Source organism: Peptoniphilus koenoeneniae (genome assembly GCF_030812875.1).
Lineage (GTDB): Bacteria > Bacillota > Clostridia > Tissierellales > Peptoniphilaceae > Peptoniphilus_B > Peptoniphilus_B koenoeneniae.
Genome location: NZ_JAUSTN010000008.1, coordinates 20,252 through 36,864, shown reverse-complemented (window position 1 = coordinate 36,864; position 16,613 = coordinate 20,252). Strand labels below are relative to the sequence as shown.

The window sequence follows — 16,613 nt, the reverse complement described above, 5'->3', positions numbered from 1 at the left end:
TTAATAAAAAAAATATAAATTTTTATTTAAGAATGGAGGATAATATGAAAAAAACAAAAAAACTATTGTCACTATTATTGGCATTAGTAATGATGGTAGGAGTCTTCGCTCCACTAACAGTATTGGCAGACGGCCAACCAACAGCTCACAGCACAAAAGTTAAAATTCATAAAATACTTATGAATGAACAAAATTTTAACGCAAAAAGAGTTACTGTTACAACTACAGATAGTCAAACTAACAAAAGTACATCTGTGTCAAAAGTCATAATATTTAAAGATGGAAAATATTATGATGTTAAAGATCAGTCAACAGCAATAGCTGAAACTGATGACTTTGTAAAAGCCTTTACCGGCACAACGGACTTAGGAAATAATAAAACGGGAAAGGCAGAAGATGTATTTCCAGGATATAAAGGTCTTGACGGAACTGAATTTAGAGGTCAAGAACTTGATATAGTAAAATACTTTGGCAGCGATTCAAAACCAATAGACGGTGTAGCTTTCAGAATTTATGAAGAGTATAAGGGTGCACCTACAAGTGGAGCTCCGGCAGGATATACAAAGGGTTCTGAATTAAAACAAACTGCTAAATTAGCTGAAAATGACCTTGACAATGACACTTATTACAAATTAATTCAAGTTGGCGGCAAAGATTATGTAACAACAGCAAATGGAGGAATAGCAGAAGCTACACTTCCGGACGGAACTTACAGAATAGTAGAAGATAAAACTAATTCGACTTACAAGGGTGAAAAAGGTGAAACTCTTTCAGGAATGAAGGCAGTACCATTTACTTTAACTCTTCCAGTAGCTAAACCAGACGGAACAGGAAACTACAGTGAAACAGAACCACTTAACTTATATCCAAAGAACACTGAAAATCCAGTTAAATTTGATAAGAACTTTGCTATAAAAAATGGATTAGAAGCAATTACTGACCCTAAAGCTAAAAAAGATGTTGGAGCTGTATTTGATAACTACAATGTAGAAAAAGCAAATGCTAAAGGTCAAATAGGAAAAGAAATCAAATACGAAGCAAAGGCATATCTTCCAAAAGGTTCTGTATTTAAAGACTTAGATTTAGCAGACTCTATGGACAAAGGTTTAAAATATGACGATGTTAAAGGTGTTACCGTTACAGTAAGTCCGGCATTAGCGAATGCTCTAGTAGCTGGAACTGATTATACTGTTAAAAAGGTAGCTAATGGATTTACACTTCACTTTGAACAAGCCGGTTTGGATAAATTAAATAAGGCAGGAGAAAAATCTGATTTAGATATTACTTTCACATATTCTGCAACAGTTACAGCAGATGCTGTTAATGACAGACCAATGGACAACCATGCAACATTCACTTACAATCATAAACCACCAAAGCCAACAAGTGATAAAGTAACACCATCTAATAAAGAAATTCCAGTAACTAAGACATGGGCTGACGGAAAAGTTCCAACTGGCGTTAGGGTAAAATATGTTCTATTAGATGCTGAAGGAAATCCTGTTGCAGATGTAACATTTACTGAAGCTCAAAAAGTTGATTATACTGAATTAGGAAATGGAATCACATTTGAAGTTACAGGAGATTTTTCAGGTAAATTTAAGTTTGCAAAAGATGAAGATGCAACTAAACAATATATGATAAAAGAAATTGTTTATGGCTATGAAGGATTTACTGGCGGCTATGAACCAACTTATACAGTTTCAGGTAGTACAGTTACAGTAAAGAATACTAAGGTACCTGAATCTATCACTCCAACTCCACCACAAGTAACAGTTGGCGGAAAGAAATTTGTTAAGACTGACAAAGATGGCAACAGATTAGCTGGTGCTGAATTTATAATTCAAAATAAAAATGAAACTGATACAGTTAATTATGGTAAATATTTAAAGATCACTCCAACTAATAGTCAAGCTTATGTTGATGCAGAAAAAGCATATAGCGATGCTATAGATGCTGTTAATAAAGCCTTAGCAAAGGGTGAAATCTCTGCTACAAACAAGGTAACTATCGGTCAAAAAGAATTTACTACAAAAGATACAGCAATGGCTGAAATTAAATCTTTACAAGAAGCTAGAGATAAAGAATTTGTTAAAGCTAATTTAGCTTATGAATGGGTTGATAAAGGTCAAGCAACTAAATTCTATACTAATGGACAAGGACAATTCCAAGTAACAGGTCTTGCATATGGCAATTACAGAGCAGTGGAAACAAAAGCTCCTGCAGGTGGATATGCTTTACCAACAGGCGAAAATGATTTTATATTTACAGTAAATGATAAATCATTAACTACAGAAGATGTTCAAATTAAGTATGACGCTGAAAAATCAACAGCTAATGATGCTAAACAATTAGTTAACAACAAAGTTACTATCCCACAAACAGGTGGTATGGGTACTGTTATCTTCACTGTTGTCGGAGTTGCTTTAATGGCTGGTGCTGTTATAGCTATGAAAAAGAATAGAGAAGAAGCTTAAGTTTAATTAAATTTTAGAAAAGGGGGCTTTCCCCTTTTCCATACATATTATTAAAAAGAGGTAGATATGAAGAAAAGATTTAAAAATTTAATAATTTTATACATGGTGGTCACTATGATCTTCCTACCTCTTAAAGTTTTAGGAGCATCATCAGTTACCATCAACATAAAAACTAAAGACGATTTGACTGAAGAAGATTTAAGGGGAAGAACCTTGGGGGTTTGGAAAATAAATCCAAACTTTATAGATACCCACATGGACAAGACTAAGATGACCTCTATTTTAGATACTTTTACTGAAGAAGATTTGGATAAGCAGTTGGAGGATCCTTCTTATAAGTGGATTTTATATCCCAAGGCTGAAGATGATTATAAGGTTAAGCTTTTAAATCTTAAAGAGGGTTTTTATTATGTAAGGGAGCTTAACAATAAGGACAGACTTTCTTTTATTGAATCGGCAGTTTTTTCTCCTGAAGAAGCAGACCTTATAAATTTAAAGTGGGGAAGAAGGCCGCCAATGCCGCCGCCACCTCCACCGCCACCACCACCAAAGGAAACACCTCCGGGAAGAGTTGAGCTTATAAAGGTTGACGGAGAGGGAAATCTTTTAAAGGGGGCAAAGTTTACTCTTCACGATTCTTCTGGAGAAATTGTAAAGACTAAAAATAACAGGTATGATCCTGAGGGCAAGGAGGAAATTTTTGAAACTGATAAGGATGGCAAGATTGTTGTAGATAATCTTAGTCCGGGACTTTATTTCTTCAAAGAGGTGTCCGCTCCCTTTGGCTACAAGATACTTGTTGAAGATTCTTATTTTAAAATTTTTAAGGATGAGTCTTGCAGGATCCGAGTAGAGAATGAGAAAAAAAGAGGATCTTATAACTTTTTTAAAACAGATGAGACTAAAGTCAAACCTTTAAGCGGGGCAGAGTTTGCAATTACCCAAATTGTTGATGGAAAGCACCTAAGGCTTAAGGATAAAAATGGAAAAGATTTAATTTTAAAATCAGGAGAGAATGGAAAGTTTTCAGTTTCAAATCTCGATTATGGAACTTATTATATTTGGGAAATAAAAGCTCCTAAAGATTATACTTTGCTTGAGGGCAGTTTGAAGTTTGAAATTGATGATGATTCTTTTGAAAAAGTTCTTATAATTGAAAACAGCAAAAGACCGCCTATACCTAAGACAGGGGATATTACACTTATTGTTCTAGTGGTTGCCGGTGCTATTATGGTAGGTTTGGGCAAGTATTTAATTAGAGAAAAAAATTAATATAGGGGGCTGAAAAGCCTCTTTTATTTTGTAAGTATTTTGCAGATGGAGAAAAAATGGCAAGAAGAAATAAAAAATCCAATATTATTTTTATATTTATTTTTATACTGGGTCTGGGGATAATGTCTTACCCTATGATTTCCAATTGGTATTATAAGATTGAAGCCAACAATCAAGTTCAGGATTTTAAGGAGGCTCGTGATGAGTTGTCTCCTGAAGAAATTGCTGAAAGATTAAAACTTGCGCAAATTTATAATGACAATTTGGCAAATGTAATAAGGGCCGATCCTTATTCTGAAGAGGAAAAAAAGAGGGCTATTTCCAATTATGCAAGGATGCTTGAGCTGAGGGAGAAGATCGGCTCCATTCAAATTCCTTCTATAAATGTGGAGATACCTATTTATGCTGGAACTAATGAAGAAATTCTTCAAAAGGGTGCAGGCCACTTGGAGGGGACTTCTCTTCCTATTGGTGGTGTTCCTTCTCATACTGTTATTACTGCCCATTCAGGCCTACCCAGTGCAAGACTTTTTACGGATTTAATAAAAGTAAAGCTTGATGAAAAATTTTATATTAATTATGTTGGAGGCGTTTTAGCCTATCAAGTGGATCATATTGATGTTATTGATCCTTCTGATTTTTCACAACTTTTAGTTGTTGAAGGAAAGGACTATGCAACCCTTCTTACCTGCACGCCTATTATGATCAATACTCACAGACTTATTGTTCGTGGCCACAGGGTTCCTTATGTGCCGGAAGTTGATGAAAAAGTTATGGAAGATACAGGCAAAAATTTAGGCATAGATAAAAGACTTATTATTCTTTTAATTTTTGTTATAATAATTTTAATCCGATTTTTAATTTCTAGACACAAAAAGAAAAAGGAAAGAGAAAAAAGAGCGGAAGAAAATATGTTAAGGTTTAGGGAAAAAAAGGATGTTAAGAAAAATTAAAAAAAATTGGAAAATTATAGGCATGTTTATTTTAGGGCTTTTAATAGCCGTCTATCCTATAATTTCCAATTATTATTACACTATAAAAAATAACAACCGCATAGAAGTTTTTGAAGAAGCAAAGACGGAGCTTTCTCAAGAAGAAATTAATAAAAGAATAGACCTTGCCAAGGCTTATAACGAAACTTTAGATCCTTCAAGACTGGCAGACCCTTACACTGAAAGGGAAAAAGAGGGTGTTGCAAACTATGCCAGAATGTTGGAATTAAAAGAGCAAATAGGTTTTATAAATATTCCAAAGATTGAACAAAGAATTCCCGTGTATGCCGGCACTTCTGAAGATGTTTTACAGAGAGCCTGCGGCCACTTGGAGGGGACATCTCTTCCTATTGGAGGACAAGATACTCATGCAGTTATTACAGCTCACAGAGGCCTTCCTCAAGTTAAACTTTTTAGGGAACTGGATAAGCTCAAATTGGGAGATGTCTTTTACTTTACAAACATTAAAGAAACCTTAGCCTATAAGGTGGACCAAATTTTAACAGTGGAGCCTTGGGACTTTGAACCGGTTTTAGTTGTAGAGGGAAAAGATCTTATGACCCTTCTTACCTGCACGCCCTACATGATAAATTCTCACAGACTTTTAGTTCGTGGACATAGGATACCTTATGTGGAACCTGATGAGCCTATACAGGCAATGAAATTTAATTTTAAAGATGTAATTTGGCCTGCTCTCACTCTTATTATAGTTCTGTTAATAATCTTTATTTATAAAAAATTTAGGAGAAGGCGCTATGAATAAAAAATTAAGAGTAATTATAGGATATTTATTTGTTCTTGTGGGCATTCTTATGCCCCTTATAGCTTTTACTTCAATTTCTTATAGGGAAATATCTGCTGATGGAAAATATAAAATTTTTCAAAATGAAAAACCTCACATGAATCCATCTATAGAATCTTACAATGAAAAGGTGGAAAAAAATGAAGGAAATATAATAGATCCCTTTCAAAATGAAGATTATAAGGCCTTTTACAACATTGACGGCTTAAAAGAAGATGATATTTTTGCCTACATTATAATTCCTAAATTAGATTTAAAAAAACCAATCTATCTTGATGCAAGTTTTAAACATTTAAAAATGGGAGTTGCACAGGTAGAAGGAACAAGTCTACCTATAGGAGGAAAATCCACCAGATCCGTTATAGCTGGTCACAGAGGAGGCTGGGGAGACCTTTTCTTTTATAACATAGATGACTTAAATCCTGGGGATGAAATTTTTATAGATAGCCCTCTGGGACTTTTAAAATATGCAGTGTCTGACAAGGAAATAATAGGGCCGGGAGATTGGGAAAAAATCCTGCCCATAAAGGATCAGGATATGATAAGTCTTCTTACCTGCCATCCAAAAAGACCGCCGAGGCCAAAAAGATTATTAGTAAATGCAAAAAGAGTTTATGAAGAAAAGACTATAGAAGAAACAAAAGACCAAAAAGAAAGTTCTGTTTCCTATTTAAAATATGGAATATACGCCATAACAATTATAGGCTGGATAAGCCTTTTGATAGTATTCATAAATATGTGCAAATATATAGTAAGAGGTAAAAAACCGAGAAGAAAAAAATTAAAATAAAAATGTAAATAAAATCCATTGGAAATAGAACCAATGGATTTTTTATTGGAAATTACAAATAATATTCATTAAAAAAATTTTATAAAAATATTAAATTTGTTTTCTCACCAAACGTACACGGACCGGTAAACCGGTCCCTACAGCTCACAAAAGATTTGCAAATATCTGCTATTGGTCCGGCGACTTAAGGCGAATAAAATAAAATAAAATAAAAAAAACGATAAAATGTAAATTAAAATAAAATTTTTATTGAATATAAAATCCAATGTGGGGTAATTTTATGAGAAGAGGTTTCACAAAAGAAAACCCATGCAACAGAATGTAGGGACCAATTTATTGGTCCGGCGGCGTCAGCCGAATAAAATAAAATAAAAAATGAAAAAAGATAAATATAAAAATAATATTCATTAAAAAAATTTTATAAAAATATTGAATTTGTTTTCTCACCAAACGCACACGGACCGGTAAACCGGTCCCTACAGCTCACAAAAACCCACATGGGAATGTAGAGTTTATTTATGCGGAAAGGTTTAACAAGATTAAATCTCCGAAACAGAATGTAGGGACCAATTTATTGGTCCGGCGGCGAAGGCGAACAAAATAAAATAAAATAAAAAAACGATAAAATGTAAATTAAAATAAAATTTTTATTGAATATAAAATCCAATGTGGGGTAATTTTATGAGAAGAGGTTTCACAAAAGAAAACCCATGCAACCGAATGTAGGGACCAATTTATTGGTCCGGCGGCGTCAGCCGAATAAAATAAAAAATGAAAAAAGATAAATATAAAAATAATATTCATTAAAAAAATTTTATAAAAATATTGAATTTGTTTTCTCACCAAACGCACACGGACCGGTAAACCGGTCCCTACAGCTCACAAAAGATTTGCAAATATCTGCTATTGGTCCGGCGGCGAAGGCGAATAAAATAAAATAAAATCCAATCCAAGCAATTGTGCTATACTTGTAATATAAAAATAAAAGATGGAGGAAATATGTTTACACCTGTAATCTTAGGAACCGATGCCAATGCCTACGGAGTCGCCCGTTCCTTTCATAAGGAATATGGTAAAAAATCCTATTGCTTCGGAATAAAACCCTTAATATATACAAGAAATTCAAAAATTATAGAAGTAAAAACAAACCCAGACTTTGAAAAAGAAGAAGTCTTTTTAAAAACTTTAATAGACTTTGCCAAAACAAGACAAGGAGAAAAACTTATTTTAATCTCCTGTTCTGACGGCTACACCTCTTTAATCACAAAAAATAATCAAATATTAAAAGACTATTATGAATTTAACTATGTAACCTTGGACCAACAAAAGCTTCTTGAAAATAAAAAAGATTTTTATGAAATTTGCCAAAAAGAAAATTTGCCCTATCCAAAAACATACCTTATAGATAAAAAAATGTATGACAATGGAGAGGTTGAAATCCCATTCTCCTATCCAATTGCCCTAAAAGCCAATGACTCCATAGAATTTGTTCACCTACATTTTGAAGGCAAAAAAAAGGCCTATAAAATTCACGACAAAGAAGAACTTAACATGGAGCTTAAAAGAATTTATAAAGCAGGCTATAAAGGACTTATGATTGCCCAAGAATTTATAGAAGGTGGCCCTGAAAAAATGGCAGTCTTAAACGCCTATGTAAATAAAAAAGGAAAAGTTAAAATGATGTGCCTGGGCAGGTGTCTATTAGACGCAGTCCTTCCACAAGAAATTGGAAACTATGACTTTTTATATACAGACAGTGACGTGGACCTATATAAAACCTATGAAAAATTTTTGGAATCCATAAATTATCATGGCTTTGCAAACTTTGACTTAAAATATGACGACAGGTCAAAAACTTATAAGGTCTTTGAAATCAACATAAGACAAGGCAGGTCCTCCTATTATATGACCGCAGGAGGCTGCAACTTTGTAAAATTTTTAGTAGATGATTTGGTTTTTAATAAAGATTTAGAAACCTATTACCACGAAGGATGTCAAAAAGCCTGGCTTTATGTAGACCCCCTTGTAGCAAAAAAATATGTAGCAGGGGACAAAAAAGAATTGGTAAAATCCCTCTTGAAAAGGGGATATGAATTTACCCAGTGGTATGAAAAAGACAAAAATTTAAAAAGATTCCTAGCCTATATGCGAGCAAGGCTTTCAAGTATAAAGACCTATATAAAATATAAAAAATAGAAAACAAAACAAAATCCATTGGCAAAACCAGTGGATTTTTTATTGTAAATAAAACCAAATGTAGGGACCAATTTATTGAATATTTAAAAATCATTGTAGGGACCAATTTATTGGTCCGTCGCCGTAAGGCGAATAAAACAAAAAAAATGAAAAAGAAAAAATATAAATAAAAAGTTTATTGAACACATAAAACAAAAATGCTTTATGTAGAGCATAAAAAAATATTTATAAAAAAAGTTGAGTTTGTTCTCCCACGTGACATAGGCGGACCGGTAAACCGGTCCCTACAACCCACAAAACACACGCATAAATGTGACAATTTTATCCGTACAGGATCCATAAAAGTAAAGCTCAGCAACCCAATGTAGGGACCAATTTATTGGTCCGGCGCCGTAAGGCGAATAAAACAAAAAAAGAAATGAAAAAGAAAAAATATAAATAAAAAGTTTATTGAACACATAAAACAAAAATGCTTTATGTAGAGCATAAAAAAATATTTATAAAAAAAGTTGAGTTTGTTCTCCCACGTGACATAGGCGGACCGGTAAACCGGTCCCTACAACCCACAAAACACACGCATAAATGTAGGGTAATTTTATCCGTACAGGGTCCATAAGATTAAAGCTCTGCAAATATCTGCTATTGGTCCATCGCCGTAAGGCGAATAAAAAAATCAAAAAATTTTTAATTTTTTTGATAATAGGATAATCAAATGTTGGAAATGGATTAAAAAGTTTGTTTATAAAAAATTAAAGGGTATATATGAGATATGGTTAAGATAATCGTATAAATTATACGAAAATATGGGAGGATTATTATGAAAAAATCATTAAAAGGAAGTAAAACATTAGTTAATCTTATGAAATCTTTTGCTGGAGAATCTCAAGCATCAATGAGATATAAATATTATGCAAAACAAGCAGAAAAAGAAAAATATATTCAAATAAGAGATATTTTCCTTGAAACATCAAGAAACGAAGACGAACACGCAAAGAGATTTTACAGATTTTTAAACAAACAAAGTGATGCAGAAGCTGTTGAAATTACAGATTCATTCCCTGTACATTTTGATGAAAAAGACACTTATACAAACTTAATTGCAGCAGCAGAAGGAGAACATCATGAAACTTCTTCCATGTATCCTGAATTTGAAAAAATTGCAAGAGAAGAAGGATATGATGAAATAGCTGATGTATTTAAAGAAGTTGGAGAAGTTGAAGAAGCTCACGAAAAGAGATACAGAAAACTTGCTGAAAATATTAAGAAAGGCACAGTATTTAAAAAAGACCATGTAGTTCTTTGGAAATGCTTAAACTGCGGCTATGTTCATGAAGGCAAGGAAGCGCCGGAAGTTTGCCCAGCATGTGCTCATCCTCAAGGATATTTCCAAGTATTTAAAGAAGAATATTAATAGATAAAAGCCAATATTATTTTAAAAGGGTCAACCTGATTTTATTAAAGTCAGGTTGATTTTTTTAACTTGTTAAAAATGGCTGAAAAAAACTTTTTGAATTTTATAAATTTAACAAAACTTTGTAAGTTGGCCTAAATTTTGTTAAAATGAAATTGAAAAGAAAGGAGTTTCTATGAGAAGTTCATATATTTTTGTTTTAATTGGTGGTATTTTACTTATATTTGCAACACTTTTCAATATTTATAGATCATATAAAACTAATGGGAATTTTTCTGGTCCGGAAGTAAAAAAAGATTTTTACATATTGATATTAATATTGGTGGCTCTTTTTGCTATTTATAAAAAACAAAAGTGGCTTTCAATTCTTTGCCTTTTAGGTATAAGTTTTTTAAATATGGTAAGTCAGAATAGGCATAAAGAATAAAGTTATAAGCATCCATTGAAAATAATCAATGGATTTTTTATTGCCAAAAATTAAATCAACAATTTGACACAGCTTTTTTATGATAAAATTACTGGTATAAGATATTAAGAAAAAGGAGGATTAAGATGAAAAGTGATATTGAAATAGCAAGAGAAGCTAAGCTTATAGATATTTACGAAATTGGGGAAAAACTGGGAATTAACAAGGAATACATAGAACCCTACGGAAATTATAAGGGAAAAATAAAGGAAGAATTTTATAAAAAAGTTCAAAATAATAAAAAGGGTAAATTAATTTTGGTAACTGCCATTACTCCCACTCCTGCAGGGGAAGGAAAGTCCACTGTTACTATAGGTCTTACTGAAGGCATGAATAGGATTGGTCTTAAGACTGCCTGTGCTTTAAGGGAGCCTTCCTTGGGACCGGTTTTCGGAATAAAGGGTGGAGCTGCTGGGGGAGGATATTCTCAGGTTCTGCCTATGGAAGAAATAAATTTACATTTTACAGGAGATCTTCATGCTATAACTGCTGCCAATAATTTGCTCTGTGCTCTTGTGGATAATCATATTGAAAAGGGAAACGACCTTGAAATTGATGAGAGGGAGATTTTTGTAAGAAGGGTTTTGGATATTAACGACAGGACTTTAAGAAATGTGGTTGTTGGCCTTGGCGGTAAAAACATGGGTTATCCCAGAGAAGACCACTTTATGATTACTGTTGCCAGTGAAGTAATGGCGATTTTTTGCCTAAGCAAAGATTTAGCTGATTTGAAAAAAAGATTGGGAGAAATAATATTTGCAAAGAAGAAGGATGGCAGCCCTCTTTATGTTAAGGATTTAGGGGCTCAAGGAGCTATGACTGTCCTTTTAAAAGATGCTATAAAACCCAATTTAGTTCAGACTCTTGAAAATAATCCTGCAATAATTCACGGGGGACCTTTTGCAAATATTGCCCATGGTTGCAATTCCATAAGGGCGACAAAACTTGGCCTGAGTTTAAATGATTACCTTGTAACGGAGGCAGGTTTCGGTGCTGATTTAGGTGGAGAAAAATTTATGGACATAAAATGTAGGATAGGGGATCTTCATCCTGATCTTAGTGTCCTTGTAATCACCCTAAGGGCCCTTAAGATGCATGGAAACATTCAAAAGGACAAATTGTCTGAGAAAAACATTGAGGCTCTTAGAGAGGGCTTTAAGAACGCTAAAAGGCATATGGAAAATATGCTTAAATTTAAGGTGCCTCTTATTTGTGCTATAAATGTTTTTGAAGGTGATACTGAGGAAGAAATCAATGAATTAATAAATTTGTGTAAAGAAGAAGGAATAGAGGCAAGAAAGACCACAGGCTTTATGGAAGGTGGCAAGGGAGCTGAAGATTTGGCGATTCTCGTAAAGGAAACTTTGGAAAGGGAAGAGTCTCACTATAGTCCTCTTTATGATGTGAATTTAGAAATTGAAGAAAAAATTCAAAAGATTGCCGAGGAAATTTACAGGGCAAGGGGTGTAAATTATACTGCCAAGGCGAAAAAAGAGATAAAGTATTTAAAAGATCACAATTTAGACAAATATCCTATTTGTATGGCTAAGACTCAATACTCTTTTTCAGATAACCCTAAACTTTTAAATGCACCTGAAAATTTTGAGATTACAGTAAAGGATGTAAGGATTTCTAATGGGGCAGGTTTTATAGTTTGTGAAACGGGAGATATAATGGTCATGCCTGGTCTTTCAAAGCATCCTGCTGCTCTTGATATGGATATTGATGAAAATGGAAGGATAAGTGGACTTTTTTAAGATGATGGATTTAAGTATTAGAGAATTTATAGAAAAACTTTCCTCAAAAAGCCCAACACCTGGTGGTGGTGCAGTGGCAGCTTTAAATGCTCTTTTTGGAGTGTCTCTTTTGATGATGGTTACAAATATTACCATTGCCAATAAAAATTATGAGGATGTAAGGGAAGAGGCTCAAGGAATTTTAAAAGATTTAAGTGAAATTCAAGGAAATTTATTTCAAGGACCTAAAAAAGATGCCCAGAGTTTTGATCAAGTAATAAGGGCTTTTAAGTTAAAAAAGGACACTGAAGCTGAAAAAATTTATAGAAGTGAAAAAATTCAAGAGGGCTATAAAATTGCAGCTAAGGCTCCATATGATTTTGCATTAGAAGTTGAAAAACTTTTCCCCTATTGCAAGAGGATAGAGGAAATAGGGGTAAAATCAGCTCTTTCAGATGTGAAACTTGCAAGAAAAGAGATAATAAGTGCTATAGAGGGTTCTATTGAAAATATAGAAATTAATTTAAAGTCTATAAAGGACCAAGATTTTGTTTCTGACATGAGAGAAAAAATAAAAAGAATAAAAATTTCATAGACCATTAAAAAATATATTATTTATTTTTATTTAAAATCACTTCATTTTGTGGGGTGATTTTTTTATAGAATTTTTTAGTGAAAAATATTTTATAAAAAATTTGTAAAATTTTGTTTCATGAGCTAAAGTGAAATTAATTTTAAAAATGATAATTCAAAAATCGGAAAGAATGGGGATATTGCTTATATTTATAAAAACGATGTCCTTGACAAAATGGCTTATTTTGTTTAACCTAAAAAGGTAAGCTCTAGGAGTTTATAGAATAATCTACATAAAAGGAGGTGATTTGGATGGATATAAAAATAGACGAATCATATTTATTAAATACTATGAGAGAACTTATTGAAACTCCAAGTCCTGTAGGTTATACGGACGAATGTGAAGCGTTACTTGAAAAATATTTTTCTGATTTTAATTTAAAACCGGAATATGACAACAGAAGGACTGCTTATGTAAAGCTAAAGGGAAAAGATAGTTCAAGGACTATTTGTGTAGGTTCTCACGTAGATACTATAGGTTTGGTTGTTCATCATATTGAAAAGGACGGCTCCATTAAAGTAAAAAGCTTGGGAGGCAATAACTTTTCGAGCTTAGAGCATGAAAAAATGTACCTTATTACACTTGACGGTAAAAAATACACTGGTTATTTAACTTGTGTTTCTCATTCTGTTCATGTTTTTGAAGATGCTAAAACTCTTCAAAGAGATGAAAATACTATGAGATTTTTGCTTGATGAAGATGTAAATTCTGATGAAGACGTTAAAAAACTAGGTATAAGACATGGAGATGTCATTGCCTATGAACCAAGATTTGATTATATGAAAAACGGCAGAATCAGAAGCAGATTTATTGATGATAAGGGTGCAGTTGCAGCAACTCTCAGCGCTATAAAGTATTTAACTGAAAATAATTTACAACCTGAGTATGACACTGTTTTTGCTTTCCCCTATTATGAAGAGCTTGGCTTCGGTGGTTCTTATGTACCTTTAGATATTGATGAGTACATAGCACTTGATATTGGTGTTATAGGACCGGAGCATAGCGGCACCGAAAAAGATGTTTCTATTGTCTCAAAGGATTTTAAAGGTCCCTATAGCAGAAGAATAACTAAAAAATTAGTGGATCTTGCCGAAAAAATTCAGATACCCTATTCTGTTGAAGTTTTTAACAGATATAGTACTGATTCCATGGCAGCTTTTGCTGCGGGAAATGATATTGAAGCGGCAGCATTCGGAATGACCGTTTATACATCTCATGGTGTAGAAAGAACTTTTATAGAGTCTATAATAAATACGGCAAAACTTACTATTGCTTATGTTTTGGCCAAATAGAGAGGTAATATTATGAAAAAATTTAAGAAGACATTATGCGTTGTTTTATCTTTAGTTATGCTTTTAAGCCTTACAGCTTGTGGTGGAAACAAAGAAAAAGCTGATGGCGGAAAAGACGGCGGAAAAGACGAAGGAAAGGCTAATGGAGTTATAGTTATAGGTGTTAAGGGAGATGTAACTTCTTTAGACCCTCATAAGGAAAATGATTCAACTTCAGCTCAAGCCGTAAGATCTATTTATGAAACTTTAGTTAAGCTGGACAATGATACAAATGAATTTGTACCTTATTTAGCAAAATCATTTGAATATGTTGAAGGAAGCGGAAATAAAGACCTTAAGTTCACTTTGAACGAAGGAATCAAATTCCACAACGGTAATCCTTTAACTGCAGAAGACGTTAAGTTTTCTTTAGAAAGACAAAAGAGCTCAGGAAACGTAGGACACTTAGTTGCTCTTATTGACAATGTAGAAGTTCTTGATGATTACAATTTCATTATTCATCTAACTGAACCTACATCAACAATTTTATCTTCACTATCTCACATGGGTTGTTCAATTTTGGATAAAGAAACTGTAGAACCTATGGACAAAGAAGGAAAGAGCTTAGACGAAAATCCTATAGGAACAGGACCTTTCAAATTTAAAGAATGGGTACTAGGAAGCAAATGGTCTTTAACAAAGAACGAAGATTATTGGAACGACAAATACAAGGCACAATGTGACGGTCTTGAATGGAAAGTTATCCCTGAAGAAACAGGAAGAACAGTTGCTCTTCAAAACGGAGAAATCGACTTATTAATGGACGTTCCAAACGTTGATATTAAAAATATTAAAGCAGATGATAAATTAGACGTATTACAATATGAATCAACTGCACTTGAATTTTTAGCATTAAACTGCAGCAAGCCACCATTTGACAACAAGGCTTTAAGAGAAGCTGTTGCTTATTGTGTAAACAGACCTGACATCATTCAAGTTCAATTTAACGGCGAAGCTACTCCTTGCGAAACTTGTATAGGACCTGCAGCTATTGGATATACAGATGATGTTGTTAAGAGAGAATATAGTATTGAAAAAGCTAAAGAAAAATTAGCTGAAGCAGGAATGCCTGATGGATTTAGTTTTACAATTTCAACCCTTGGCGATGCAAGACCAAGAGCTGCTCAAGTAATTCAAGCTGCTTGTAAAGAAGCTGGCATTACAGTAGACATTGAAGTTTTAGAAGCATCTGCATACTATGACAAGACAGGAAAAGCTCAACACGAAGCTGGATACAGTGGATGGATTGCTAATGCTGAACCTGATAATACTTTCAGACCTCTATTTAGCAGTGCAACTATAGGAGTTGGTGGATCTAACACTTCTTGTTTCAAGAGCGACAAAATTGATGCACTTTTAGACAAGGGATCAAAGAGCATGGATCCAAAAGAAAAATTGGAAGCTTATCAAGGAATTGCAAAAATCGTATCTGAAGAATGTGCACAAATTCCAACTTGTTCAGAAATCGGTTATATTGCAAAATCTAAGAAAATTGATGGTATGATAATTTCTCCAATCCGTATGCATGATTTTTACGGTTTACACTTTGTAGAAGGCAAATAATTAAGGAGATAGAAGATGTACAAATATGTATTAAAAAGGCTTGGGATGATGATTCCCGTAATATTGGGAGTTACCGTGATAATATTCTTAATATTATCCTACTCCCCGGGAGATCCGGCTAGATTAGTACTTGGTGAAATGGCATCTGAAGAATCTGTTGAAATGTGGAGAGAGGAACATGGTCTTAACGACCCTGTTTCTCTTCGCTATGTTAAATACATGGGAAATATTGCCAAGGGAGATTTCGGAACATCATATAAAACGGGAAGACCCGTTTCAACTGAAATCTTCCAAAGATTTCCTATAACCTTCAGACTTGCTACCATAGGAATGATTGTAGCTTTATTAATAGCCCTACCTCTCGGTATAGTCTCAGCAGTTAAGCAGTACTCTTTAATAGATGGGGTGGCAACTATTTTCGGTATGCTTGGAATAGCAATGCCTTCATTTTGGGTTGCCCTAATGATGATTTTAATTTTCTCATTAAAATTAGGTTGGCTTCCTTCAAACGGAATTGAAGGTTGGAAGAGCTTGATTATGCCTGCTATTTCAGTTGGATTCGGTTGTTGTGCAAATATTATGAGAATCACAAGATCATCAATGCTTGAAGTTATAAGAACCGACTATATAAGAACTGCAAAGGCAAAGGGAGTAAAAAACAAAGATATTATAGGAAAACATGCTTTAAAGAATGTTTTAATCCCAGTTATAACTGTTGCAGGTTTACAATTCGGAGCTATGATGGGTGGAGCTGTAATAGCTGAAACCGTATTTTCATGGCCGGGAATCGGAACATATATGATCACAAGTATTAAAGCAAAGGATACTCCTGCAGTAATGGGTTCAATAATATGCTTTTGCGTTGCATTCAGTTTAGTAAATTTAGTTGTCGATTTGATTTATGGATATATAGATCCAAGAATCAAGGCAAATTACAAGTAGG

13 protein-coding genes are annotated in these 16,613 nt (G+C 33.6%); all 13 read left to right on the top strand.

Annotated elements, in window-relative coordinates:
• Nucleotides 1–44 precede the first annotated feature (44 nt).
• The 13 genes from J2S72_RS07845 (at nt 45) to J2S72_RS07785 (ending at nt 16,612) form a co-directional block, all read left to right on the top strand.
• Entirely contained in the window at nt 45–2,477 is a 2,433-nt protein-coding gene (locus tag J2S72_RS07845) for a pilin N-terminal domain-containing protein (protein WP_023055265.1), read from the top strand.
• A gap of 66 nt (nt 2,478–2,543) precedes the next feature.
• Entirely contained in the window at nt 2,544–3,749 is a 1,206-nt protein-coding gene (locus J2S72_RS07840) for an MSCRAMM family protein (protein WP_307495289.1), read from the top strand.
• 56 nt (nt 3,750–3,805) lie between these two features.
• Nucleotides 3,806–4,702, top strand: a complete 897-nt coding sequence (locus J2S72_RS07835; RefSeq protein ID WP_307495288.1) for a class C sortase — start codon at nt 3,806–3,808, stop codon at nt 4,700–4,702.
• Nucleotides 4,686–5,504: a class C sortase gene (locus J2S72_RS07830; protein ID WP_023055263.1), complete on the top strand. Its 819-nt coding sequence runs from the start codon at nt 4,686–4,688 to the stop codon at nt 5,502–5,504. The genes J2S72_RS07835 and J2S72_RS07830 overlap by 17 nt, the downstream gene beginning before the upstream one ends.
• The gene (locus J2S72_RS07825) at nt 5,497–6,333 is read left to right on the top strand and encodes a class C sortase (protein ID WP_023055259.1); all 837 of its coding nucleotides are present in this window, start codon (nt 5,497–5,499) and stop codon (nt 6,331–6,333) included. Before J2S72_RS07830 ends, J2S72_RS07825 begins: the two co-directional genes overlap by 8 nt.
• 999 nt (nt 6,334–7,332) lie before the next feature.
• Nucleotides 7,333–8,529, top strand: coding sequence for a carboxylate--amine ligase (locus J2S72_RS07820; RefSeq protein ID WP_023055273.1), 1,197 nt, complete (start codon nt 7,333–7,335; stop codon nt 8,527–8,529).
• Nucleotides 8,530–9,346: 817 nt separating this feature from the next.
• Nucleotides 9,347–9,940 carry a rubrerythrin gene (gene rbr, locus J2S72_RS07815; protein WP_023055254.1) on the top strand — a complete coding sequence of 198 codons (594 nt, stop codon included), beginning with the start codon at nt 9,347–9,349 and terminating at the stop codon, nt 9,938–9,940.
• 175 nt (nt 9,941–10,115) lie between these two features.
• Nucleotides 10,116–10,367, top strand: coding sequence for a hypothetical protein (locus tag J2S72_RS07810; protein WP_023055269.1), 252 nt, complete (start codon nt 10,116–10,118; stop codon nt 10,365–10,367).
• Nucleotides 10,368–10,492: 125 nt separating this feature from the next.
• Nucleotides 10,493–12,163 (top strand): formate--tetrahydrofolate ligase, encoded by a 1,671-nt coding sequence (locus J2S72_RS07805; RefSeq protein WP_307495287.1) that lies wholly within the window; start codon nt 10,493–10,495, stop codon nt 12,161–12,163.
• The gene (locus tag J2S72_RS07800; protein ID WP_307495286.1) at nt 12,150–12,737 is read left to right on the top strand and encodes a cyclodeaminase/cyclohydrolase family protein; all 588 of its coding nucleotides are present in this window, start codon (nt 12,150–12,152) and stop codon (nt 12,735–12,737) included. The genes J2S72_RS07805 and J2S72_RS07800 overlap by 14 nt, the downstream gene beginning before the upstream one ends.
• 290 nt (nt 12,738–13,027) lie before the next feature.
• Nucleotides 13,028–14,068, top strand: a complete 1,041-nt coding sequence (locus J2S72_RS07795) for a M20/M25/M40 family metallo-hydrolase (protein ID WP_023055272.1) — start codon at nt 13,028–13,030, stop codon at nt 14,066–14,068.
• Between the two features lie 12 nt (nt 14,069–14,080).
• Nucleotides 14,081–15,670 (top strand): ABC transporter substrate-binding protein, encoded by a 1,590-nt coding sequence (locus J2S72_RS07790; RefSeq protein WP_023055260.1) that lies wholly within the window; start codon nt 14,081–14,083, stop codon nt 15,668–15,670.
• Between the two features lie 15 nt (nt 15,671–15,685).
• Nucleotides 15,686–16,612 carry an ABC transporter permease gene (locus J2S72_RS07785; RefSeq protein WP_023055266.1) on the top strand — a complete coding sequence of 309 codons (927 nt, stop codon included), beginning with the start codon at nt 15,686–15,688 and terminating at the stop codon, nt 16,610–16,612.
• Nucleotide 16,613 lies beyond the last annotated feature (1 nt).